Below are 23,977 nucleotides of genomic sequence, written 5' to 3' on the forward strand. Positions count from 1 at the left end.
CAGCCCTCTCCCCGTAAGAACGGGGAGAGGGAGAAGAAATCGCTCCGAGACATTCACCCATTCCGGCCCCGCAGGCCGACCCTCCCTATAGGGAAGGCAAGGATCACACCAATGTCCAAACCCAAAGTTCTCATCTCCGACGCTCTCTCTCCGGCAGCCGTGCAGATCTTCAAGGACCGCGGCATCGATGTCGACTTCCAGCCCAATCTCGGCAAGGACAAGGACAAGCTCGCCGAGATCATCGGTAATTATGACGGGCTTGCGATCCGCTCCGCGACCAAGGCGACTGCCAAGATCATCGAGAAAGCCAAGAAGCTGAAAGTGATCGGCCGTGCCGGCATCGGCGTCGACAATGTCGAGATTCCCGCCGCGACCGCCAAGGGCATCATCGTGATGAACACGCCGTTCGGCAATTCGATCACGACCGCCGAACACGCGATTACCCTGATGCTGGCGCTGGCACGCGAGATTCCGCAGGCCGACGCCTCGACGCAGGCCGGCAAGTGGGAGAAGAACCGCTTCATGGGCGTCGAGATCACGGCCAAGACGCTCGGCGTGGTCGGCTGCGGCAATATCGGTGCGATCGTCGCCGACCGCGCGCTCGGCCTGCGCATGAAGGTGATCGCCTTCGATCCGTTCCTGTCGCCGGAGCGCGCCAAGGACATCGGCGTCGAGAAGGTCGAGCTCGACGATCTCTTGAAGCGCGCCGATTTCATCACGCTGCATACGCCGCTGACCGAGAAGACAAAAAACATCATCGACGCGGGAGCCCTCGCCAGGATGAAGAAGGGCGTGCGCATCATCAACTGCGCCCGCGGCGGCCTGGTCGACGAGCAGGCACTGGTCGATGCCCTGAATTCCAAGCATGTCGCGGGCGCCGCCTTCGACGTTTTCATCGAGGAACCCGCTACCTCGAACGTGCTGTTCGGCCATCCCAACGTGATCTGCACGCCGCATCTCGGCGCCTCCACCACCGAAGCGCAGGAGAACGTCGCACTGCAGGTCGCCGAACAGATGTCGGATTATCTTTTGACCGGCGCGATCTCCAACGCGGTCAATTTCCCTTCGATCACCGCCGAAGAGGCGCCGAAGCTGAAGCCGTTCATTGAACTGGCCGAGAAGCTCGGCTCGTTCGCGGGCCAGCTCACCGAGAGCGGCATCCTCAAGGTGCAGATCACCTATGAGGGCCATGTCGCCGAAATGAAGATCAAGGCGATCACCTCGGCGGTGCTATCCGGTCTGCTGCGGCCGATGCTGGGCGACGTCAACGTGGTCTCGGCGCCGGTTGTCGCCAAGGAACGCGGCATGGTGGTCGACGAAATCGTGCGCGCGGCGCAGAGCGATTACGAAAGCCTGATCACCGTCACCGTCATCACCGAACGCCAGGAGCGCTCGGTGTCGGGCACCGTCTATCACGACGGCAAGCCGCGGCTGGTCGATATCAAGGGCATCCGCGTCGATGCCGAGTTCGGCAAGTCGATGATCTATGTCACCAATGAGGACAAGCCCGGCTTCATCGGCAGCTTTGCCGGTTTGCTCGGCGACGCCAAGATCAACATCGCGACCTTCCATCTCGGCCGCGTCAAGCAGGGCGGCGACGCCATCGCGCTGGTGGAAATCGACGGTGAAATTCCGGCCGACGTGCTCGCCAAGGTGCAGGCGTTGCCGCAGGTCAAGCAGGCCAAGGCGTTGGTTTTTTAAGAGACGCTGGTCTTTCGAGAGGCGTTGGTATTCCCGGAGGTGCTCGTTTCGCTCTTCCGGGCGACCTCGGAAGTTCAACGCTTTTGCACTGTAGCGTGCATAGCTTCCAAATTGCGCGTAATTTTACGTATCCGGAAATTTACCGAAAGTTGCACAACTGAGCGCTATCCCTGATGGGCGGGTTTACGTTTTTGTAACCATGCCCATCAGGGGATCAGGATGCGGATTATCTCTCTGCGGTTAACTCACAAGATTACCGCGATCGGCGTCGTGGGTGTGTTCGGTGTCGTTCTGATCGGCGGCATCCATATGTATGGCGAAAAGGCCATGGCGGTATACCGCGATGCCGCCGACAAGGCGCGCACCATCGCGGAGTTGAACAGCAAGATCGAAGTCGAATTGCTGGAAGGCCGCCGCGCCGAAAAGGATTTCCTGCTGCGCAATGACGCGAAGAAGGCGGACAGCCAGATCGAGATTGCCAAAGCCGTTGCTGCCGATATCGATGCGTTGCACGGCAAGATCGTCGCCGTCGGCAAGCCCGAACTGGCCCGCCAGATCGAGGCGATGAGCGCCTCGCTGAAAAAATACCAGACGCATTTCACCGCGGTCGTCGAGCAGAAGCGCCAGCTTGGCCTCGACGAAAAATCCGGGCTTGAAGGCCGGCTGCGCGCCTCGGTCCACGATATCGAATCGCGGATTGAGCCGCTGAATGAGTCCGCGCTGCTGATCACCATGTTGAGGATGCGCCGGCTCGAGAAGGATTTCATGCTGCGGCGTGACCGTAAATACGGCGACGACATGAAGAAGCGGAACGTGGAATTCCTCGCAGGGCTGGAGGCTACGAATATTCCGCAAGCGGCGAAGGCCGAGCTGAAGCAGAAGCTTGCCGACTATCAGCGCGATTTCGAGGCCTGGATGGTGCAGGCCCTGATGCTTGCCGGTGAACTCAAGGCGATGTCGGAGGCCTTTGCGGCGGTCGAGCCGGTCATCGATGAGGTATCGAAATCGGTCAACGGCATCAAGGCCGAGGCCGACCGCCTGAACGTCGCCGAACGCGACAGCATTCAGCGGATGATCGAGATTGCCATCCTGATGATCGCCGTGTCGGTTCTGGCGGCGGGCTTCTTCATCGGCAGGTCGGTTTCAAAACCGCTGTCGGCGATGAGGGCGGCCATGATTGAGCTTGCCAAGGGTAATTTCGCCATCGTGCTGCCGGGTCTTGGCCGCGCCGACGAGATCGGGGAAATCGCCCAGGCCGTGGAAACCTTCAAGGTCAACGCCGAGCAGAAGGCACGCGACGAGGCGGATGCCAAGATCAGGCAGGACCAGATCGCCGCCCAGGAGCGCAAGGCCGACATGATCAAGATGGCGGACGCGTTCGAAGGCGCGGTCGGCGAGATCGTCGAGACGGTGTCGTCGGCATCGACCGAGCTGGAAGCTTCCGCCGGCGTGTTAACGTCGACTGCCATCCGTTCGCAGGAATTGACCACCATGGTCGAGGCCGCTTCCGAAGAAGCCTCCGCCAATGTGCAGTCGGTGGCCTCCGCCACCGAGGAACTGACCTCCTCGGTCAACGAGATCAGCCGCCAGGTGCAGGAATCGGCGCGGATCGCCAATGAGGCCGTCGGCCAGGCGCACCAGACCAATGATCGCGTCGGCGAATTGTCCAAGGCCGCCGCGCGTATCGGCGATGTCGTCGAACTGATCAACACCATCGCGGGACAGACCAATTTGCTGGCGCTGAACGCGACGATCGAGGCGGCGCGGGCGGGCGACGCGGGGCGCGGGTTTGCCGTGGTGGCGTCCGAGGTCAAGGCGTTGGCCGAACAGACGGCGAAGGCAACCGGCGACATTGGCCGGCAGATCGCGGGCATCCAGTCTGCGACCGAGGATTCGGTAAGCGCCATCAAGGACATCAGCGGCACGATCGAGCGGCTGTCGGAGATTTCGTCGACGATCGCTTCCGCCGTGGAAGAGCAGGGTGCGGCGACGCAGGAAATTTCGCGCAACGTGCAGCAGGCGGCACTGGGAACGAGCCAGGTCAGCGCCCACATCACCGACGTCCGGCAGGGCGCCAGCGAGACCGGGGCGGCCTCGGAGCAGGTGCACTCGGCGGCGCAATCGCTGTCGGGCGACAGCAACCGCCTGAAGCTCGAAGTCGGCAAATTCCTGAACTCGGTGCGGGCGGCCTGACACCGCCACCGATTTCAGCAGTGGACGATCGCGGCGGGCCCTGAACCGGCCGCTCGCGGCGATCGTCAGCCCCATCAGCCGCGATCCCGCCGCGGCGCTGCCTCACCGAAACCCCAATCGAACCAGTTCCTCGCTCGCAACGTCTCATCACCAGGGGTGGTGGGAGTTTTTTTGCGTCGCCGGTCAGCAGGCGGCCTTAGGAGAGGGAAACCAATGCGATTTTCAGCCAAGTGTTCAGCCAAGTGCCTTGTGACGACCAGCCTCGTCGTGGTTGCGGCGTTGGCCGCAGCACCGGTGCGGGCGGCCGATGTATCAGCCAGTTCGGCCGTCGATGCCGTCACCGTCTATCCCGACGGCGCCAGCATCACCCGGGTCATCACCGTCGATCTTCCGGCCGGCGACCACTCGGCCGTGCTGAAGGATTTTCCGCTGACGCTGGATCCGTCCTCGCTGCGGGTCGAGGGCGAGGCGGGGGCAAAACTCACCATTGGCGCCATCGATGCCAAGCCGCCGCGCGCGGCGCCGCCGGTCAATCTGCCCGAACTCGACAAGCGCATCGAGGCGTTGAAAGACCAGCGCGCCGATCTGCAGGGCGCGATCAATTCAGCCGCGGCGCGACGCAAATTCGCCGAGCGGTTTGCCGATGCCTCGCCGGCCGGGATCGGTGACAAGGGCGAGGCGCGTCCCATTGCCGAATGGCGCGCGGCCTTTGCCGCCGTGGCCGAGGAAGTCGCTACCGCCGACAGCGCGATCCGCGACGCCGAACGCAAGCAGCGCGAGCTCGACCGCGAAATCGCGCGGCTGGAAGCCGACCGGGCGCAGAAGCCGCCGAGCAAGCTCGAGGTCCGGATCGAGCTCGCCGCCGCGGCTGCGACCAAGGCCACGCTGCGGGTGACCTACGCGGTGCGCAACGCGCGCTGGACGCCGCTGTACGATGCCCGTCTCGACACCGGCGCCAGAGACCGCAAGCCCGCGCTCGAACTGGTGCGCCGCGCCGAAATCACCCAGAACACCGGCGAGGACTGGTCGAATGTCGCGCTTGCCGTTTCCACCGTGCGCACCGCGCGCGGCGGCAAGGCGCCGGACCTGAATTCGCTGATCGTGCAATATCCGCCGCCGCCGCGGGCTGCCGCATCCGTCAGCGGCGGCATGGATGCCGCCAAGCCATTGGTACGCGCGGCGCCCGCGCAACGGGCGCCAGAGGCAATGTCCGAGCGTGCCGACGAGCAGCAGGCCGCCGCCGAAGTCAGCGGCTTCCAGGTGGTGTTCAAAATTCCGGGCCGTGTCAGCCTCGGCGCCAGCGAGGGCGCAAAGAGCCTGCGCGTCTCCTCTGCGATCATCGCGCCCGATCTTGCGGTCCGCGCGGTGCCGGTGCTGGATCCGACCGCGTTCCTGGAAGCCAGCTTCAAGCAGACCGAAGACGCGCCATTGCTGCCCGGCCGTGTCGCGATCTATCGCGACGGCGTGTTCGTCGGCCGCGGCCAGATGGCCGCCGCCGGCAAGGACGAAACCGTCCGCCTCGGCTTCGGCGCCGACGACAAGATCAAGATCGAGCGCACGACAATCAAACGCAACGAGGGTTCGGCCGGCCTGATCGTGACCACGTCGAAGACCGACGAGCGCTCGTTCAAGACCACCATCCGCAACGGCCACGACTTCCCGATCAAAGTCGCGGTCGAGGATCAGCTGCCGGTCAGCGAGAACGAAGACATCCAGGTCGAAATGCTGTCATCCTCGACGCCGCCGACCACGACCAACCTGCGCGACAAGCGCGGTGTGCTGGAATGGGCCTTCGAGGCCAAGGCCGGCGAAGTCCGCGACATCGGCTTTGCCTGGCGCGTGCGCTGGCCCAAGGACAAGGGCGTGGTCATGAACCCGGCGGGCTAGCTCGTCATGGCCGGGCGTAGCCGTCTGAAGCACGGCGTCGCTTCCGCTCGCCTATGTCCCGGCCATCCACGTCTTCGTCATGGAGGCAAGCAAGACGCGGATGCCCGGCACAAGGCCGGGCATGACGGAAGGTGAGCAAAGGCCGTGGGGTGCTGGTCTGCATCCCGCGGCCTTGCCGCAGCTTGCGACTTCCTCTCTGATATCGGCATCAAGCTAAGGACCGCCCAACAGGTCCCGCGAACAGGGAGAAGCCACCGATGCCATACCAACACATTCTCGTCGACGATCCCCGGCCGCGGGTCCGGCGCATCACGCTCAATCGTCCCGAAAAGCGCAACGCGCTCAACAACCGCCTGCGGGCGGAAGTGTTCGAGGTGCTGGAACAGGCCGACCGCGATCCTGACATTTCGACCTCGATTATTCGCGGCGCTGGTCCCTGCTTTTCCGCAGGGTACGATTTGTCGGCGGATAACCGCGTCGATCAGCCCTATCACTCGGCTGCCGGCCCTGGCCAATGGTCGCGGCACGTCGTCGAGGGCTGGTTCGGGATCTGGGATCTTGCAAAACCCGTGGTGGCGCAGGTGCACGGCTATTGCCTTGCCGGCGGCACGGAGCTCGCGACCGCCTGCGATATCGTCTATGTCGCGGACGATGCGCAAATCGGCTATCCGCCCGTGCGGCTGATGTCGCCGCCCGACATGCAATATCACCCCTGGCTGGTCGGCATGCGCCGCGCCATGGAGCTGATGCTGACCGGGGACGCGATGTCCGGCCGCGAGGCCGCCGAATGGGGCTTTGCGACGCGGTCGTTTCCGCTCGAAGAGTTAGATACGCGCACGCTGGATTTCGCCGAGCGCGCCGCCAAAGTGCCGATTGAATTGCAGCAGCTCAACAAGCGCTCGGTGCACCGCGCGATGGAGATCATGGGCGCCCGCGCCGCGATGCGCGCCGGCACCGAAATCCAGGCGCTGGCGTTCACGACGGAAGCTTCGCGCAACTACATGTCGACATTCCGCCGCGACGGATCGAGCGTAAAGTCACAGCTCGACCAGCGCGACACGACGTTTGGTGATTATCGGACGCGGAAGGAGTAGGTCTTGGATCGGCCTATCCACGTCATTGCGAGCGCAGCGAAGCAATCCATCTCTCCACGCGGGGATAGATGGATTGCTTCGTCGCTACGCTCCCTTGCGCAAACGCTTCGCGTTTGTCGCAGGCAATGACGGCCGATAGAATGGAGGCCCTCACTTCGCCTTCAAAAACTCACCCACTTCCAGCAGCACGAACTCGTTGTCGTCGGCCTTGTTCGGATCGCGGCTCGAGGAGAACGGCAGATTGTTGTCGTTGCCGACGATGATGTGGGTATCGTCGACGCGGTCGACGTTCTCGATGGTGAAGAACGGGAACGTCAGCACGCCGTCATTGAGCGGCTTCTTTGCCTTCTTGTCGGGATCCTTGATCTTCATCAGGTCGATATAGGCGATCTTGCGCACCGGCTTGCCGGCATTGGCGTCGTTAAGTTCGACTTTGTAGACGCGCTTGAACTTCGCCAGATCCGGGAAGCAACTCTCGCCGCGGGTGCCTTGCGGGCAGGCCTTGTCCGCGGTGCCTTCGCCATTGTCGCGCTCGATGATCAGGCCGGAGGAGGCGTCGATCATGTTGAAGTCGCCGATCGCGTGGCCGTTGGCCTCGAACACATAGTGCCAGTAGCGCCCGGTGAATTTTTCCGCCGCGACGTCGAATTCGAGAATCCGCGCGGCTTCCTTGCCGTCGACCTTTTCAACGTCCTTTTTCTCGGCGTCCCACAGCGGGCCTTCCAGCAGGCCGTAGAGGAACTTGCCGTCCTTCGATCCGCCAAAGCCTTCATAACCCTTGGAGCGGCGCAGGTTGACGGTGGTGTAGCTGGCGCCCGGCGCGCCCGGCGACTGCACCGACCAATGGTCCGGCGAACGCACCGGCTTGCCGTCGGCACTGGTGTCGAACACGGCGAGCACTTTTCCGGTCTTGTCGGCCTTCAGGATGTAGGGACCGAATTCATCGCCGATCCAGAAAGTGTCGCCGATGATCTGGAAACCTTCGGTGTCGAAGTCGGCGCCGGTGAGGTAGCGCTTGGCGGTGGCTTCTTGGACGATGCGGAACGGCACCTTCTTGTCGGGGTCATGCAGGAAGACGGTTTCCTGGCGCTCGATCGTGCCGGTCGCCCAGTCGATCTTGTGCCGGTTCAGGTACAGCATCGAATCCGGCGAGTTGTAGCGCGAGCCCATGCCGTTGTCGGTGAGCACCCAGAACGAGCCGTCAGCCATCACCTTGATGCCGGAATGGCCCTGCAGCGGCTGGCCCTTGAACGGCAGCGAGACGCCGGTCGGACGCTCATAGGATTTTCCCATCACGCTGCCCAGCGCATCGATCCGGCGGCCGGTGGTGTATTTGCCGGCATTCTTGAGGTCATCAGGCGCGTCGGCGGGGGCCTCGACAAAGGATTGCGCTGATAGCACGGCGTGGCCCTTCAGCGTAGCCGGAAACTCGCCTTCGCCTTGCGCAAACGCGGCACCTGTAACCAGAAAGACCGAGGCGACGGAACAGAGCAGTGACATGCGCATGGTAATATCTCCTGTGAGAAGCGATGCCGTGTTCTCCGGGGAGCGTGTAACAGCCACCTGACAGTTTTATGAAACACCGGTGATGCCGTTGGATAAAGTTGCGGCCTTACGCCGCCCGCGCGAACGAGGATACTTGGGCGGATCCTTGGGCGGCTACCGGGTCGCGACCGGCCGCATGGTCTGCGGGAGCAGGAACGGCACGCCATGGTCGGTATACTCGACGGTGACGTCCACTTCGAAGATGCGGCGGATGGTTTCGGCCGTGATGGCGTCGGTGCGGCCGCCGTCGATCGCCAGCCTGCCGCGGTGCAAGAGCACGATCCGGTCGGCGAAACGCATCGCGAGATTGAGATCGTGCAGCACCGCGATCACGGCAGTGCCGCCCCGCGCGCGCAGCTTGGCGGTTTCCACAAGATCGATCTGGTGGCGCATGTCGAGGCTCGATGTCGGCTCATCCAGCAGCAGCAGTCCCGGTCCGTGCTGCGCCTCGCCGCAGGCGAGCTGCACCAGCACGCGGGCAAAATGCGCGCGCTGCTGTTCGCCGCCGGACAAGGTCGGCAATTGCCGGTGGCTGAAGCGTTCCAGCCCGACCTCATGCAGCGCCGCATCGACCAGCCTTTGCGCGGCGGCGCGGCTGTTGTCGCCCGCGCCCATCGCGACGATCTCCTCGACCGTGAACGGGAAAGTGACGTTGACGTGCTGCGACAGCATGGCGCGATGCTGGGCCAATTGGCGCGGTCTGTAGGCGTCGATGCCGCGCTGCTTGAGCTCGACATGGCCGCGGGTCGGCCGGAGGTCGCCGGACAACATCCGCAGCAGCGTCGATTTACCCGCGCCGTTGGGCCCGACGATCGCGACCATCTCGCCGGCGGACACACGCAGGTCGATGGCGTCGACCAGGGTCGCGTCGCCGATCCGCAGCGAGACCGAGCGCGCTTCGAGGATCGGGTTCATAGGCCGACCAGCCCGCGCTGGCGCAGCAGCATGACGAGGAAGAACGGCGCGCCGACCGCCGCGGTCAGGATGCCGATCGGCAATTCGGCAGGCGCAACGATGGTGCGCGCCAGCGTATCGGCCCCGACCAGCAGGATCGCGCCTGATAATACAGAGGCGGGCAGCAGCAGCCGATGGGCGGGTCCGATCACCAGCCGCAGCAGATGCGGCACCACGATGCCGATAAATCCGACGACGCCGCAGATCGACACCGCAACGCCGGTCATCGCCGATACCAACACGATCGAAATCCGCTTCAGCCGCTCGACATCGACGCCGCTGTGAAACGCCTCGGCCTCGCCGAGCACGAGCACGTCGAGCCCGCGGCCGATCCACAGGCAGGCGATCAGCGCGAACAGCAGCACCGGCGCCAGCGTGGCGATCTTGGGCCAGGTCGCGCCGCTCAGCGATCCCAGCAGCCAGAAGGTGATGTCGCGCAGCTGGCGGTCGTCGGCGATGAACACCAGGAGCCCGATGCCGGCATTGGCGATGGCGGCGATCGCCAGCCCCGCCAGCAGGAAGATCGCAATCGAGGTCCGGCCCGAACGGCTGGCGATGCCGTAGAGCACGGTGGTGGTCGCCAGCGAGCCGAAGAAGGCCGCCAGCGGCAGCAACTGGTTCTGCATGAAATGCAGGTTTTCGCCAAGATGGCTGTTGGTGAACACGATGGCGCTGGCCGCCGCAAATGCGCCGCCGCTGGAGACGCCGACGAGGGCGGGATCGGCCAGCGGATTCCGGAACAGCCCCTGCATGATGGTGCCGGACGCGGCGAGCAGGCCGCCGACCATCGCCGCCGCCGCGATCCGCGGAATCCGGATCGACCACAGCACGAGCTGATCGCGCGCCGCCAGCGGATGCGGCGATGCATCGCTCCACAGGCCGAGCGCTGCCGGAAGCCGCGACAGCGGAATTCCCGCTGCGCCCATCGTGAGCGCGATCAGGGCCGCACAGGCGAGCGCCAGCAGCAATCCAACCAGCGTCAGCGTGGCGGCGGGCCGCAGCGTGATGCCGCTGCGGCGCTTCGCGCTCTCCGCCTCGGCCACGGCGGTCATTGCCGGCAGTTCGCCGTCAGCACGGCCGGCGTGAATTTTTCCGCCTGCGGCGCCAGCGACGGATAGAGCTTGACCGAGAGGTCGCGCGCGGCGGCCGCGGTGCGCGGACCGAAGCCGAGCAGATAGAGGCCTTCCATTGCAATGAAGGCCTTGTTCGCCACCACAGGCGTCATCACGAAGGCCGGATGGACAAAGACGGCGTCAGCTTCCAGCGAGCCCTTGCTGCGCACGATCGAGAGCACCACGTCGGGCCTCGCCGCGACGATCGCCTCGTCATTGATGATCTTGTAGCCCTCATAGCTGTCGATCGCGTTGACGCCGCCGGCCAGCGCGATGATTTCATTCGCCGCGGTCTTCTGGCCGGCCGCCATGGCGCGGCCGTTGAGCATCGACATCACGAACATCACGCGCACCGGTTTTGTCACCTTGGCGCGCAGGTCGCGCAGTTGTGCCAGATCGGCGGATACTGCCGCGGTCAGACATTCCGCCCGCGCATCGGCGCCCATGGCGCGGCCGACCAGCCTGATCTTGTCGAGCAGACCCTGTTCGGAGAAGGTTTCGGGCACCAGCACCAGCGGCACCTTCGCCGCCTCCAGCACATCAATGGTTTCCTTCGGCCCCGAGCCCTGCACGGCAAGCACGAGCGAAGGGTTGAGCCCGAGCACGCCCTCGGCCGAGAGCTGGCGCATATAGCCGACATTGGGTTTGTCGCGCAGCGCCGACGTCGGATAGAGGCTGGTCGCGTCGACGCCGGCCAGCCGGTCCTCGAAGCCCAGCGCGTAGAGGATCTCGGTGATGGCGCCGCCGATCGAAACGATCCGCGCCGGATCCGAAATCGTGACGTCGCGGTTGCGCGCGTCGTGCACCGTAATGCCCGCCGCCAGCGCGGCGCCGCCGATGGCGAAGGCGCAGGTCGTGGCGAGCAAAGCGAGCGTGCGGGAAATTGTCATCTAGGTATCACTTGCAGGGATCACTTGCATGCATCACTTGGTCAGGATCAGCTTGTTTTGCGACGTCAGCCGCAAGCGGTAATTCTCTTCGCCGTGCGCAATGACGATTTCGCGTTCGGTTGCAAACAGCTCGCGGCTGTCGAGCCGGTTGCCGATCATGGCGACCGATCGTCCCGCAACAGGTGGATTCCCCGCGCTTTGCGCGGCGTCTTCGAGTTTGTCTCCGGAAGGTGCGGCCATCTAATTCTGTTGTGCCCCAAAAGAAGTTCTTATGTTCCAACCTTGTATAGTTGGGCCGAAGCGCAATCCAACCGCGGCAATTTACAATAGATATAAAGTGCGCCCCCCAGTCATTGACCGCCCCGACGCCACCGCTTAACCAATTGTGACAGAATGCGGGCCGGGGGGCCTGCGTTCGAAAAGTGGTAGCCAGCAAGCAGCTCGCACGTCGCGTAGCGCCCGCCAGCCAAACCCAGGAAATAGCTAACAGGTTGGGGTTGTTATGGCTGACGGGGCTAGGTATCCGCGCGCCCTTCTTTTGGGCGCGTCGGTAGTGTCATTTGCGTTGCTGATGGGCGATGCCGCGGTTGCGCAGACCGCGGACACGCAGGAGACCGGTCGTTCGTCGGAACGGAAGAAACAGGCCAAGCGCAAGCCCGCCAAACCGCAAGCGGAGCAGCAGGCAGCCGCGCCGGTGTTGAACGCGTACGCGCAGATCGGCCGCGCACCCGTGCAGTCGCTCGACACCATCACCGTTGCCGCATCGAAGACCGAAGAGCGCGCGATCGACGCGCTGGCGCCAGTCAGCGTCGTGACGCTCGAGCAGATTCAGGGACTGCAGCCGAAGCGGCTCGCCGACATCTTCTATAACGTGCCTGGCGTATCGTTCCAGGATCGCGGCGACGATCCGTCGACCTCGATCAACATCCGCGGCTTGCAGGATTTCGGCCGCGTCGCTGTGGTCGTCGATGGCGCCCGGCAGAATTACCAGCGCACCGGCCACAATGCCAACGGATCGTTCTTCCTCGATCCCGAGCTGGTCGGCGGCGTCGATGTTGTGCGCGGTCCGACCGCGAACATCTACGGCTCCGGCGCGATCGCTGGCGTGGTCTCGTTCCGCACCAAGGATATCAATGACGTCGTGCGCCCGGGCGAACGCTGGGGCGTCGACCTGACCGGCTCCGGCGGCACCAACAACAGCCGCGGCCTCGGCTCGATCTTCGGCGGCGTCCGCGCCGATCCCAATGTCGATATTTTCGGCGGCGCGGTTTACCGCACGCAGGGAAATTACAAGGACGGCAGCGGCACCGAGATCGGCAATACCGGCAATGAAATCGCCGCCGGGCTGTTGAAGCTCACGGTGCGGCCTGCCGATGGCCATGAAGTCAAGTTCGGCACCATGTTCCAGGACTACAAATACTCGATCGGTCAGCCGAACCGTGGGCCGACCACCACGGCAGCCCCGCTGGCGGCAATTGCAGGCTCGTCGGTCTATGCATCCGATGCCAAGAACTACCTCGGCACCCTGAGCTGGAAATACTCCAAGCCGGACGACAATTGGTTCGACTGGAATGCGACGGTCTATGGCAACCGGGTCGAGAACGACCAGGTCAAGACCTACAACAACCGCATCACCACCGGCGGCGGCGTCTGCACGCTCGCCAATCCCGGCAACAACATCTCGGGCTGCGTCGGCGACAGGCGCGGCTATCTGCTCGACACCGTCGGCATCGACGTCAACAACACCACGCGTTTCAATGTCGCCGACTGGCGCAACGCGGTGACCTACGGCTTCGACGCGTTCAAGGACGATGTCAGCACGTCCGACAGCCGGGGCAATTCCGAGATCACCACACCGGGCGGCCACCGCAAGGTCTCCGGTGCCTTCATCCAGTTGAAGCAGAATTATTCGACCTGGTTCGAAGCGGTCAGCGCGATCCGCTATGACCGCTACGAGCTTCAGTCGTCCACGGTATCGACGGGCGGCGATCGATTCTCGCCCAAGATCACCCTTGGTGTGACGCCGGCGGCCGGCTTCACGCCCTATGTCAGCTATTCCGAAGGTTACCGCGCGCCCTCGATCACGGAGACGCTGATCGCCGGCGAGCACGCGACCGGCGGCGGTCCCACCCTGTTCCCCTGTCCGGGCGGCACCGCCGGACTGTTCTGCTTCCTGCCCAATCCGGGCCTCCGCCCCGAAGTCGGCAAGAACAAGGAAGCCGGCGTCAACCTGAAGTACAACGGTATCTTCGCGGCCGATGACAGCTTCCGGGGCAAGTTCAACGTATTCCGCAACGACGTCTCTGATTATATCGACCTTGTCGGATCGACGCCGAGAACCGCTATCCTGGTTCCGGTCCCCGGCCTGTTCTCACAATTCTTCCAATACCAGAATATCGCCAGCGCCAGGATCGAGGGCTTTGAGGCCGAGGCGCTGTATGACGCCGGAACCTGGTATCTCGGCGTTGCCGGCCACCTGATCCGCGGCAAGAACACCCAGACCAATGTCGGGCTCTCCACCATCACGCCACGCAAGGTGACGACGACGGCCGGCGTCCGCTTGCTCGACCGCACGCTGATCCTGGCGGCGCAGTGGGCGTCGTTCGGTGCCAACAACGATCTTCCGGCCGGCTACCTGCCGTCGACGTCGTATGAACTGGTCAATCTGTACCTGACCTGGAATGCGACAAAGGATATCGTGTTCTCGGCGTCGATCGACAATCTCTTGAACCAGTACTACCGGCCCTATGCGATCCCCGGCAGCTCGACCGACGGCACCACGCAGAACGACGTGCTGTTCTCGAGCCCCGGTCCGGGCAGAGTCTATAAGGCCGGCTTGAAAATTCACTTTGGCGGAGCGTAACCAGAGCGTTAGCTGACGTTTCAAACTTTAATCTCCACCGGGCCGCGTTGATGCTCCAGCGCGGCTGCGGTGCGTTCGTGTTTTCGTCAAATTCAACTGGTTCGCTCGCAACAGAGACGGACCGCAACAAGGAGATTTCCATGTTTATCGCGATGAACAGGTTTCAGGTGAAGTTGGGCCAGGAGCAGGCTTTCGAGACGGTGTGGGCGACGCGGGAATCCTATCTCGGCTCCATGGCCGGCTTCGTCGAATTCCATCTGCTCAAGGGGCCGGTCGCCGACGACCACACGCTGTATTCGTCGCACACCACCTGGGTCGACAAGGCCGCGTTCGAGGCCTGGACCCGCTCGGAAGAGTTCCGCCGCGCCCACGCGCGCGCCGACAACAAGACCGGCGAAAGCCTCTACCTCGGCCATCCCAAGTTCGAAGGCTTTGAGGTGATCCAGTCCGAGCGCAAAACCAGCGCCGCCGCCTGACGGGAGGCCTGCATGTCGAGCACGCAGAGCGCCGATCTCAAGGCGTATATGGCGGACAATCCGGGCGCGGTGATCGAGGACGTTGCGCGCGAGCGCAACGTCACGCCGCGCGCGGTGATCGAGGCGATGCCCCCGACGATGGTGCGTATCGGTGCCGGCAGCCAGTTCGCCGCCGCGATGCAGGACATCGCCCAATGGGGCGAGGTGACGCTGATCGTCCATACCGTTGATGCGATTTTCGAGTTCACCGGCGCGATCCCGGCGGGCGAGGTTGGCCGCGGCTATTTCAACCTGATGCAGCCCAAGGGCTCTAACAAGGGATTGCACGGTCATCTCAGGCATGAACGCTGCGACGCGATCGCCTTTGTCGAGCGTCCCTTCATGGGCAAATCGTCGGCCTTCGTCGCCTTCATCAATGTCGATGGCGGCATCATGTTCAAGGTGTTCGTCGGCCGTGACGAGACCCGCGCGTTGCGCGGCGACCAGTTGAAGCGTTTTCAGTCGCTCGCGGACAGCCTTGCTTCGGCAAAAGCGGCCTGACCATCCGCAGTGTTGTCCGCCGGGAGGTGACCATGCAGCAGAATGTGCGCAAGTCGGGATCGAGAAAGCTGGCGGCCTCGATGGCCGCTTGCGTGGCAGTAATTCCGGGGGCGGCGCTTGCCGCCACCGACACCGCGTTGCTGCCGCGCAATCTCTCGCCATGGAACATGTTCGTCAATGCCGACATCGTGGTGCAAGCCGTGATGGTCGGATTGGCATTTGCCTCGCTGGTGACCTGGACGATCTGGCTCGCGAAAACGCTCGAGATCAGGCGCAAGACTGCGACCGCCAGGCGGCGGATCTCCCTGCTCGAGACTGATACGGTGCTCGCCGACGTCGAAAAGCAGTGCCGCAACGGCGGCGACGCGGTGGCGCAGATCGTGCAGTCTGCCGCGCGCGAAACCAGTCTTTCCGGCGGCATCAATGATGACGGTTTCAAGGAGCGGATCGCGCTGCGGCTGGAGCGGGTCGAGGCCGCGATGTCGCGGCAGATCGCGCGCGGCACCGGCGTGCTGGCGACCATCGGCGCCACCGCGCCGTTCGTCGGCCTGTTCGGCACGGTGTGGGGCATCATGAATGCCTTTATCGGCATTTCGGAAGCCCACACCACCAATCTCGCGGTGGTCGCGCCCGGCATCGCCGAGGCGCTGCTGGCGACCGCGCTGGGGCTGGTGGCCGCGATCCCGGCGGTGGTGATCTACAACCACCTGACGCGCACGATTTCGGCCCACCGCGCGCTGCTCGGCGACGCCTCTGTCATGGTGATGCTGCTGATCAGCCGCGAGGGCGATCGCGGCTCGTTCCGGCTGGCGCGCGCCGCGGAGTGAATCATGGGCGCTAGATTGGGCACACGCGCAAGCTTCGGCGGCCGGTCGCGCGGCGGCGACGACGATCTCGCCGAGAACCACGAGATCAACGTCACGCCGTTCATCGACGTGATGCTGGTGCTGCTCATCATCTTCATGGTCGCTGCGCCGCTTGCCACCGTCGATCTCGGCGTCGATTTGCCGGCCAGCGCGGTCGAACCCGCGCCGCGTCCGGACAAGCCGGTGTTCGTCACGGTGAAGCCGGACCTGTCGGTCGCGGTCGGCGAGGACATCATCGCGCGCGACACACTGACCGCGACGCTTGATGGCGCCACCAAGGGCCGCAAGGACGAGCGGATCTATCTGCGCGCCGACAAGGCCGTCAGCTATGGCGAGCTGATGGAGGTGATGAACCTCTTGCGCAACGCCGGCTATCTCAAGGTCGCACTGGTCGGCCTCGACGGGCGAAGCTGACCGCGATGAACGCGTTCGCGCTGCATGATGCCACCGACCACGCCGGGGTGCGGCGCTGGAGCGCGTCGAGCATTGCGATACTCGCCGCGCATGCCGCGCTGATTGCGCTGTTCATGAATTGGTACACGCCGCGGCCGCCGCGGGGCGCCACCTTGCCGGCGATCATGGTAGACATGTCGCCGGTCTCGGCGGCGCCGCAATCGACTGAGCTGGAGCGCGCCCCTGACCAGTTGATGGAACAGGCCGACGCCTCGCCGCCGGAGCCGGTCAAGCAGCAGGAGGTGGTCGAGGAGCAGATCGCGCCGACGCCGCCGCAGGAGAAGCCCGAGGTGGTGGCGCCGCCCGAGCAGAAGGTCGAGATGAAGCCGGCGGCCGAGCCCGCCAAGCCCGTCCCGACCGCCACGCCGACACCGGTCAAGCCAAAGGTCGTCCGGCCCGACGCGAAGAAGCCGAACCAGGCGACACCCGCGCCACGCACCGCGGCGCCGCCGCGTGTTGAACGCCAGGCCCAGGCCGCCTCCGCGGCCAGCGCCGGTGCATCGGCCTCGGCGCTCGCATCCTATAATCAGCGCGTCCGCGCCCATCTGATGCGTTTCCACCAGTACCCGTCGGCAGCCAACGGCCAGCGCGGCGTCGCGCGGCTGTCCTTCACGGTGAGCCGCGGTGGACAGGTCAGCGGAGGCCGCCTCAGCGGATCGTCTGGCGTCGCCGCGCTCGACGCGCAGGCCTCGGCGATGATCCGCCAGGCTTCACCCTTTCCGCCGATCCCGTCCGAAATCCCGCAGGGATCGATCAGCTTTACGATCCCTGTGGCGTTTACGGTCAGATAATCGGTCGTCTATTCCTTCACCGCGCCGGTCAGCGACGAGACGTAATAGTCGACGAACAGCGAGTAGAACAGCGCGACCGGCAGCGAGCCGAGCAGCGAGCCCGCCATCAGCGCGCCCCACTGGTACACGTCACCGGTGACGAGTTCGGTCAGGATGGCGACCGGAACGGTCTTGTTGGCGCCGCTCTGGATAAAGGCGAGCGCGTAGATGAACTCGTTCCACGACAGCGTGAACGAGAAGATGCCGGCCGAGATCAGGCCGGGCACCGCCAGCGGCAGCGTGATACGCCGCAGGATCTGCAGCCGCGTCGCGCCGTCGACCAGCGCGCATTCCTCCAGCTCATAGGGAATCGACTTGAAGTAACCGATCAGCAGCCAGGTGCAGAACGGCACCAGGAAGGTCGGATACACCAGGATCAGCGCCATCGGCGAGTCGAACAGGCCGAATTGCACGATCACGGTGGCCAGCGGAATGAACAGGATCGAGGGCGGCACCAGATAGGCGAGGTAGATCCCGAGGCCGACATAGGGGCTGCCGCGGAAGCGCAGCCGCTCGATCGCGTAGGCGGCCAGCGTCGAGGCGAACAGCGACAGGAAGGTCGAACCAACCGCCACGAACATCGTGGTCTTCAGCCAGGTCGGATACGCCGTGTTGAACAGCAGATGCTTGATGTGGGCGATGGTCGGCGAAGAGATCCAGAACGGGTTGTGCTCCTTGTAGTTCAGAAGCTCCGCGTTCGGTTTGAACGAGGTGATCGCCATCCAGTAGAACGGGAACAGCAGGATCAGCACGAAACACGACAGCGGCAGGTAGATCATCATCACCCGCCGCGCGCGGGAATCCCACGACATGGTGTCCGGCGTGGCGCTGGCGACATTGCTGTTGCCCGGTGAGGCGGCTACGTCAGTCATTGGCTTCTCCTTGCTGCCATTTACGGCGCGCGAGGCCGAAGTAGCTGAACAATGTCGCGAATACCAGGAACGGGATCATCGACACCGCGATCGCCGCACCCTCGCCGAGCTCGCCGCCGGCGATGCCGCGCTGGAACGCCAGCGTTGCCAGGAGATGCGTCGAGTTGACCGGCCCACCGCGGGTAATGGCGTAGACCAGCTGGAAGTCGGTGAAGGTGAAGATGATCGAGAACGTCATCACGATGGCGAGGATCGGCATCATCATCGGCAGCGTGATAAAGCGGAAGCGTTGCCAGGCGGTGGCGCCGTCCAGCATCGCCGCCTCATAGAGCGAGGGCGAGATGGTCTGCAGGCCCGCCAGCAGCGAGATCGCCACGAACGGAATGCCGCGCCAGATATTGGCGACGATCAGCGAGAACCGCGCCGGCCACGGCGTGCCCAGGAAGTCGATGTTGGTGGTGCGGACGTGCAGCACGTCGACCAAAAGATAGGAAATGATCGAGAATTGCGGATCGTAGATCCACCAGAACGCCAGCGCCGACAGCACCGTCGGTACGATCCACGGCAACAGGATGATGGCGCGGAGCAGGCTCTTGAGCGGGAAGTGGTTGTTGAGCAGCAGCGCCAGCCAGAAGCCGAGCGCAAATTTCCCGATGGTCGCGATCGCGGTGTAGAACACGCTGTAGAACACCGCGTTCCACCACAACGGATCCTTCAGCAGGTACTGGAAGTTCTCCAGGCCGATGAAGACGCCGCGCTGGCCGATGGTGGTGTCGGTGAAGGCGAGCCAGACGCCGAGGCCGAGCGGGTAGGTGAGGAACACCGCCAAGAGGCCGATCGCCGGCGCAAGGCACATCACGATCAGGAACGGCTTGTAGTCGAACAGGCGCACGATCCAGCCCGGTTGCCGCTGCTCAATGATGCGTCGAGGTCGAGAAGGTAGGGTCGTCACAGACATTAATATTATCCCGATGCGAGCTATGTGAGGCCGTCATTGCGAGCGAAGCGACTTGTCCGCCGAAGCTTTAGCGAAGGCGGAAGCAATCCATGTCTCCATGGAAGGAAAGAAATGGATTGCTTCGTCGCTACGCTTCTCGCAATGACGGTCGCTCTGTTCGGCGTTACCGTTCCTGGCGCCGGAAGTAACGCTTCGCACGCTGCTCCGCTTCCGCGGCGGCGGCCTCCGGCGTCGAGGCGCCGGTCGCAACCGCTGCGCACATCTGCACCAGCACGTAATCGGCGCTGACAGCACCCGTTGCGGTCGAGATCGGACCCTTGTAGCCGTCGTAATACGTGCTCTGCATGGTGTTCTTGAAGATCGCGACCTTGGGATCCTCGGACCAGACCTTGGCTTCGGCGTAGGCGGCCAGCGGCTGCGACCAGTAGCCGGAGTTGGCGTTGAGCCACGGCTCGTACTGGTCCTTTTCCAGCATGAATGTCAGGAAGGCCTTGGCGGCGTTGGGGTACTGGCTGTGCTTGAACAGCATCGCGTTCAGCGTCAGGCCCGCCATCGGCGAAATCTTGGCATTGCCCTTCGGCAGCAACTGATGCTCGCTGTCCTCGGCGATCGCCTTGGTCGCCGGGTCGTTCTTCAGCGAGAAATACAGCGAGACGCCGTTGGCGGTCAGCGAGATTTCCTGCGCGGAGTAGGCGCGGTTGTTGCTGACGTCGTTCCACGACGGCGTGCCGGCGATGAAGGTCGGGTACAGTTCCTTGACCCATTTCAGCGCGGCGATGGTCTCCTTGCTGTTGATGACGATGTTGCCGGATTCATCGAGCAGGGCGGCATTGTGCGACCACAGCGCCCAGTTGGCAAAACCGTTGCCGTCGCCCTTGGCGTTGCCGAGCGCGAAGCCGGCCGGCTTGCCGGCTTTCTGCAGCTTCTGGCACAGCCCGAGAAATCCGGCGTGATCTTCCGGGACCGAGTCGTACCCGACCGACTTCAGGATCGACTTGCGGTAGATCAGGGGGCCGGCGGTCGCGCCGAACGGCAATCCGATCCAGGCGTTGCCCTTGCTGCGCTTGCCGTAGGTCTGCGCCAGCGGCAGCCAGCCGCCGTAGCGCTTGCCGAGGTAATCGGCGACGTCGCTCAGTTCGACCAGCTTGTCGGCGTAGATGTGCGGCGCGTCGGAGAAGCCGATGATCATGTCCGGGCCGGCGCCGGAGTTCGAGGTCACCGCGGTCTGCTGGTTGATGTCTTCCCAGCCGACGAAGTCGACCTTGACCTCGACGCCGGTCTCCTTGGTGAACTTGGCGGCATTGGCGCGGAACACGTCCTCGTCGGCCTGCACGAATCGCACCGGGCGCAGCATGCGCAAGGATGCGCCTTTCTCGATCGCAAACTTCGGCGCCGGAACATCGGCGGCCTTGATGGGTGATTGCGCCGATGCGCCGGTGGCGGCGAGCGCGGCGGCGGAAACACCCAGTGCCAGCGCCTCGCGGCGGGTAATGTCGTTCTTCATTATAATCGTCTCCCTGTTTTTCCTGCTCCCGGCGTTGATCGCCGATGAACTCGCGGCCTCCGGTTCCCAGCGGAACCGAAGGGTATTGTTTTCTTCCTGGTGCGCTTTCCCGGGCGCGGACCGCTCTCCGCTTCGCCCGACAACGCGTTCGGCCGTCCTAGCTGTTGGGACCGCGATCCATGCTGACAGGTTGCCAGCGACGAAGCGAGGTGTTTTGCAGCACCGACGGATTGACGCAGCTTACCGGCCACATACCGGACAATACCAGTGACAATTCGTAGCCCACACGGCGCTTGCGCGCTTCGTCGAAACGTGCCGATGCCGAGGCGACATGCGCTGTTAGCGTGACGTTTTCCATCGAGAGCATCGGGTTGTTGTGCGACGGCGGTTCGGTTTCCAGCACGTCGAGGGCGGCGTGCGCGATCCAGCCCTCCTGCAGCGCCTTGATCAGCGCTTCCTCGTCCACGGTGGCGCCGCGGCCGGTATTGATGAAGATTGCGCTCTTCTTCATCTGCTTGAAGTGCTTCTCGCCGAGCATGTGATGCACCTCCGGCCGCGCCGGGGCGTGCATCGAGAGGAAATCCGACTGCGACAGCACCTCCGACAGGGTCGCCGGGAGCACGCCATGGTCGGAAATCAGGGTTTCCTGGATGAAGGGGTCATAGGCGATCATCCGCAGGCCGAACGGGGCTGCGCGCTTGGCGACCGCGCGTGCCACCCGGCCGAACGAGATGAAGCCGAGCGTCTGCCCCATCAGCCGCGGAATCTTCAAGAGCTGTGGCCGGCCCTCGGACCAGCGGCCGGTGCGGACCATCTTGTCCTGCTCGACCAGGCGGCGGAAGCCCGAGAGCAGCAGCATCATGGCGTGGTCGGCGACCTCCTCGATGAAGGTGTCGGGGATGTTGGTGACGGGGATGCCGCGGGCGGTAGCGGCTTTGACGTCGACGCTGTCGACCCCGACGCTGCCGAGCGTGATGACCTTGCAATTATCGAGCGCGTCGATGACCGTTTTCGAGATCCGCATGCCCTTGGCGTAGATGGCATCGGCAGTGCGGGCGGCGGCGATGAATTCCGCCTCGTTGGCCGGCGCCTCGATGATCTCGGCTCCGATCGGCTCGAGCGCCTCCATTTCATAGTCGTAGCCGCCGCCGGCGACCGTGAAACTCGCGCCTTTCGGCGTCAATATCCTGAATTTCGGCATTTCCTGCTCCCGATTTGACTCTTCGGTGTTGATTATGGCTGCGGCGGCGTGCCGCGGCCCCCGAATTATAAACGTCCTGATCAGCTTCTCGCACAATCCCGCAGCATAGAGACCAATGCTTTTTGCATGTCCGGGCTTCTACGGAGCGGCATCGTAACAAAGCGCTAAAGGCTCGCACGATAACGTGCGGCGAATCAATTCGCCAATCGCGTCCCGCGTGCATTCCCCGGAGATTCCCCTGTGAAGCTGTCAAATCTGAAGATCACCCCCAAGCTCGGTATCTTGGTGGGGGTGACGCTGCTCGGCCTGTGCGCGGCCGGCGTGCTCGCGGGCCACCTGATGCAGCGCGAGATGCTGAACGCGCGCATCGACCAGACCAGGGCGATCGTCGAAATGGCGCGCAACATGGCGCTGGGGCTGCAAAAGCAGGTTGAAGCGGGCCAGCTCACCAAGGAAGCGGCGATCGCCGAATTCGGCCGCCGCGGCGTTACGCTGACCTTCGACAAGGGCTCAGGTTACGTGTTCGCCTATACGATGGATGGCGTCGCGGTGGTGACGCCGGATCCCAAGCAGATCGGTCAGAACCGCCTCGACGTCGAGACCAACGGCAGAAAACTCGCGCGCGAGTTGCGCGATGGCGTCGCGGCCAAGGGCGAAGTGACCTTGCCCTACGAATACATGAAACCCGGCCAGGAGACATTGATCCGCAAGGTTTCCTACGCGGTCGGAATCCCCGGCTGGAACATGTTCGTCGGCACCGGCGCCTATCTAGACGATCTCGACGCCAAGATGAAGCCGATCGCGTGGCTGCTGGGGCTTGCCATTCTCGGCATCGCCGTGATCGCGGGCAGCATCGCCTGGATGATCGGCCGCAGCATCTCAAAGCCGCTCGGCGAACTCGGCGCCCGCATGCAGACGCTGGCCGATGGCAAGATCGACGGTGAAATTCCCGGTCTCGGGCGCGGCGATGAGGTCGGCGCGATGGCGGCAACCGTGCAGATCTTCAAGGACAATGCGGTGCGGATCCGCGGCCTCGAACAGGCCGAAGCGGCGACGCAGGCGCGTGCGGCAGCCGAACGGCGGACCGCGATGGAGAACATCGCCAGCGATTTCGAGCGCAGCGTCAACGGCATCGTCCGCTCGGTGTCGACGGCCGCCGCCGGCATGCAGACCACGGCGCAATCGATGACGGCGACCGCCAGCGACGCCAGCGCGCGCGCCGCCACGGTTGGCGCGGCATCGGAAAGCTCGTCGAACAATGTCGGCACGGTCGCAGCCGCAGCCGAAGAGCTGTCGAGCTCGGTGGCCGAGATCTCCCGCCAGGTGGCGCGCTCGAGCGAAATCGCCAGCAAGGCGGTGGGCGATGCCGAGCGCACCAACTCCACCGTCCAGGCGCTCTCCACCGGTGCAGAGAAGATCGGCGAGGTCGTCAAACTGATTCACTCGATCGCCGCTCAGACCAATCTGTTGGCGCTCAATGCGACGATCGAAGCGGCGCGTGCCGGCGAATCCGGCCGCGGCTTTGCCGTCGTCGCCTCCGAAGTGAAGGCTTTGGCCAACCAGACCGCGAAGGCGACCGAGGAAATCTCGGCCCAGGTCGCGGCGATGCAGGCTTCCACCAGCGAGGCGGTCTCCTCGATCGGCGGCATCACCGAAACCATCGCGCAAATGAGCGAGATCACCGTGAGCATCTCGACCTCGATCGAACAGCAGGGCGACGCGACGCGCGAGATCGCGCGCAACATCCAGTCGGTGGCGGCGGGATCGAGCGAGATCAGCGCCCATATCGGCGGCGTCACCACGGCGGCGGCAGCCACCGGCAAGGCGGCGTCCGACGTGCTCTCGAACGCGCGCGAGCTCGACAATCAGTCCGGTATGCTGCGCAACGCGGTCGACGAATTCCTCGTCAAGGTGCGGGCGGCGTAAGACGCGGGTCGTAGGGTGGGTTAGGCGAAGCCGTAACCCACCGCCGATGTGAAGACAAAGATGGTGGGTTACGCGGAGTTTATCATCGGGCGCGCATTCGCGCGACCCGGTG

20 protein-coding genes are annotated in these 23,977 nt (G+C 64.1%); 11 read left to right on the plus strand and 9 right to left on the minus strand.

Going from position 1 to position 23,977, the window contains the following annotated elements; all coding sequences use genetic code 11:
- Positions 1-111 precede the first annotated feature (111 nt).
- The 4 genes from serA (at position 112) to JQ558_RS22980 (ending at position 6,875) form a co-directional block, all read left to right on the plus strand.
- Positions 112-1,701 (plus strand): phosphoglycerate dehydrogenase, encoded by a 1,590-nt coding sequence (serA, locus tag JQ558_RS22965; RefSeq protein WP_212207238.1) that lies wholly within the window; start codon positions 112-114, stop codon positions 1,699-1,701.
- A gap of 219 nt (positions 1,702-1,920) precedes the next feature.
- A complete protein-coding gene (locus tag JQ558_RS22970) occupies positions 1,921-3,894 on the plus strand; it encodes a methyl-accepting chemotaxis protein (protein WP_212207239.1) in 1,974 nt (657 codons plus the stop codon).
- A gap of 213 nt (positions 3,895-4,107) precedes the next feature.
- On the plus strand, positions 4,108-5,781 hold the full coding sequence (locus JQ558_RS22975) for a mucoidy inhibitor MuiA family protein (protein WP_212207240.1): 1,674 nt from the start codon (positions 4,108-4,110) through the stop codon (positions 5,779-5,781).
- A gap of 257 nt (positions 5,782-6,038) precedes the next feature.
- A complete protein-coding gene (locus tag JQ558_RS22980; protein ID WP_212295274.1) occupies positions 6,039-6,875 on the plus strand; it encodes an enoyl-CoA hydratase-related protein in 837 nt (278 codons plus the stop codon).
- 150 nt (positions 6,876-7,025) lie between these two features.
- On the opposite strand, the gene JQ558_RS22985 is transcribed toward JQ558_RS22980, so the two are convergent.
- From JQ558_RS22985 to JQ558_RS37345, 5 genes are all read right to left on the minus strand, one after another.
- The gene (locus JQ558_RS22985) at positions 7,026-8,381 is read right to left on the minus strand and encodes an esterase-like activity of phytase family protein (protein WP_212295276.1); all 1,356 of its coding nucleotides are present in this window, start codon (positions 8,379-8,381) and stop codon (positions 7,026-7,028) included.
- A gap of 153 nt (positions 8,382-8,534) precedes the next feature.
- Positions 8,535-9,335: a heme ABC transporter ATP-binding protein gene (locus JQ558_RS22990; RefSeq protein WP_212295284.1), complete on the minus strand. Its 801-nt coding sequence runs from the start codon at positions 9,333-9,335 to the stop codon at positions 8,535-8,537.
- Positions 9,332-10,426 carry an iron ABC transporter permease gene (locus tag JQ558_RS22995; protein WP_212295285.1) on the minus strand — a complete coding sequence of 365 codons (1,095 nt, stop codon included), beginning with the start codon at positions 10,424-10,426 and terminating at the stop codon, positions 9,332-9,334. The genes JQ558_RS22990 and JQ558_RS22995 overlap by 4 nt, the downstream gene beginning before the upstream one ends.
- A complete protein-coding gene (locus JQ558_RS23000) occupies positions 10,423-11,376 on the minus strand; it encodes a hemin ABC transporter substrate-binding protein (protein WP_212295287.1) in 954 nt (317 codons plus the stop codon). The genes JQ558_RS22995 and JQ558_RS23000 overlap by 4 nt, the downstream gene beginning before the upstream one ends.
- Positions 11,377-11,409: 33 nt before the next feature.
- Positions 11,410-11,616, minus strand: a complete 207-nt coding sequence (locus tag JQ558_RS37345; protein ID WP_249142592.1) for a hemin uptake protein HemP — start codon at positions 11,614-11,616, stop codon at positions 11,410-11,412.
- A gap of 262 nt (positions 11,617-11,878) precedes the next feature.
- Between JQ558_RS37345 and JQ558_RS23010 the strand changes: the two genes are divergently transcribed.
- The 6 genes from JQ558_RS23010 to JQ558_RS23035 all read left to right on the plus strand — a co-directional run bounded on the left by JQ558_RS23010 (position 11,879) and on the right by JQ558_RS23035 (position 17,365).
- On the plus strand, positions 11,879-14,239 hold the full coding sequence (locus tag JQ558_RS23010; protein WP_212295289.1) for a TonB-dependent hemoglobin/transferrin/lactoferrin family receptor: 2,361 nt from the start codon (positions 11,879-11,881) through the stop codon (positions 14,237-14,239).
- Between the two features lie 140 nt (positions 14,240-14,379).
- Positions 14,380-14,715: an antibiotic biosynthesis monooxygenase gene (locus tag JQ558_RS23015; RefSeq protein ID WP_212273902.1), complete on the plus strand. Its 336-nt coding sequence runs from the start codon at positions 14,380-14,382 to the stop codon at positions 14,713-14,715.
- 12 nt (positions 14,716-14,727) lie between these two features.
- A complete protein-coding gene (hutX, locus tag JQ558_RS23020; RefSeq protein WP_212295291.1) occupies positions 14,728-15,255 on the plus strand; it encodes a heme utilization cystosolic carrier protein HutX in 528 nt (175 codons plus the stop codon).
- Between the two features lie 80 nt (positions 15,256-15,335).
- Complete coding sequence (gene exbB, locus JQ558_RS23025) at positions 15,336-16,082, plus strand: tonB-system energizer ExbB (protein WP_212295366.1); 747 nt, start codon at positions 15,336-15,338, stop codon at positions 16,080-16,082.
- Positions 16,083-16,085: 3 nt separating this feature from the next.
- The gene (exbD, locus tag JQ558_RS23030; protein WP_192737601.1) at positions 16,086-16,535 is read left to right on the plus strand and encodes a TonB system transport protein ExbD; all 450 of its coding nucleotides are present in this window, start codon (positions 16,086-16,088) and stop codon (positions 16,533-16,535) included.
- Between the two features lie 5 nt (positions 16,536-16,540).
- On the plus strand, positions 16,541-17,365 hold the full coding sequence (locus tag JQ558_RS23035) for an energy transducer TonB (protein ID WP_212295293.1): 825 nt from the start codon (positions 16,541-16,543) through the stop codon (positions 17,363-17,365).
- An 8-nt stretch (positions 17,366-17,373) separates the two neighbouring features.
- On the opposite strand, the gene JQ558_RS23040 is transcribed toward JQ558_RS23035, so the two are convergent.
- From JQ558_RS23040 to JQ558_RS23055, 4 genes are all read right to left on the minus strand, one after another.
- Positions 17,374-18,276, minus strand: a complete 903-nt coding sequence (locus tag JQ558_RS23040) for a carbohydrate ABC transporter permease (protein ID WP_212295295.1) — start codon at positions 18,274-18,276, stop codon at positions 17,374-17,376.
- On the minus strand, positions 18,269-19,234 hold the full coding sequence (locus JQ558_RS23045; RefSeq protein ID WP_212295297.1) for a carbohydrate ABC transporter permease: 966 nt from the start codon (positions 19,232-19,234) through the stop codon (positions 18,269-18,271). The genes JQ558_RS23040 and JQ558_RS23045 overlap by 8 nt, the downstream gene beginning before the upstream one ends.
- Before the next feature lie 163 nt (positions 19,235-19,397).
- Positions 19,398-20,738: an ABC transporter substrate-binding protein gene (locus tag JQ558_RS23050; protein WP_212295299.1), complete on the minus strand. Its 1,341-nt coding sequence runs from the start codon at positions 20,736-20,738 to the stop codon at positions 19,398-19,400.
- A 157-nt stretch (positions 20,739-20,895) separates the two neighbouring features.
- Positions 20,896-21,939: a C-terminal binding protein gene (locus tag JQ558_RS23055; protein ID WP_212207255.1), complete on the minus strand. Its 1,044-nt coding sequence runs from the start codon at positions 21,937-21,939 to the stop codon at positions 20,896-20,898.
- A 240-nt stretch (positions 21,940-22,179) separates the two neighbouring features.
- Between JQ558_RS23055 and JQ558_RS23060 the strand changes: the two genes are divergently transcribed.
- Positions 22,180-23,865 (plus strand): methyl-accepting chemotaxis protein, encoded by a 1,686-nt coding sequence (locus JQ558_RS23060; RefSeq protein WP_212295301.1) that lies wholly within the window; start codon positions 22,180-22,182, stop codon positions 23,863-23,865.
- The last annotated feature ends 112 nt before the right edge of the window (positions 23,866-23,977 follow it).

This window comes from Bradyrhizobium sp. AUGA SZCCT0160 (genome assembly GCF_018130105.1).
Lineage (GTDB): Bacteria > Pseudomonadota > Alphaproteobacteria > Rhizobiales > Xanthobacteraceae > Bradyrhizobium.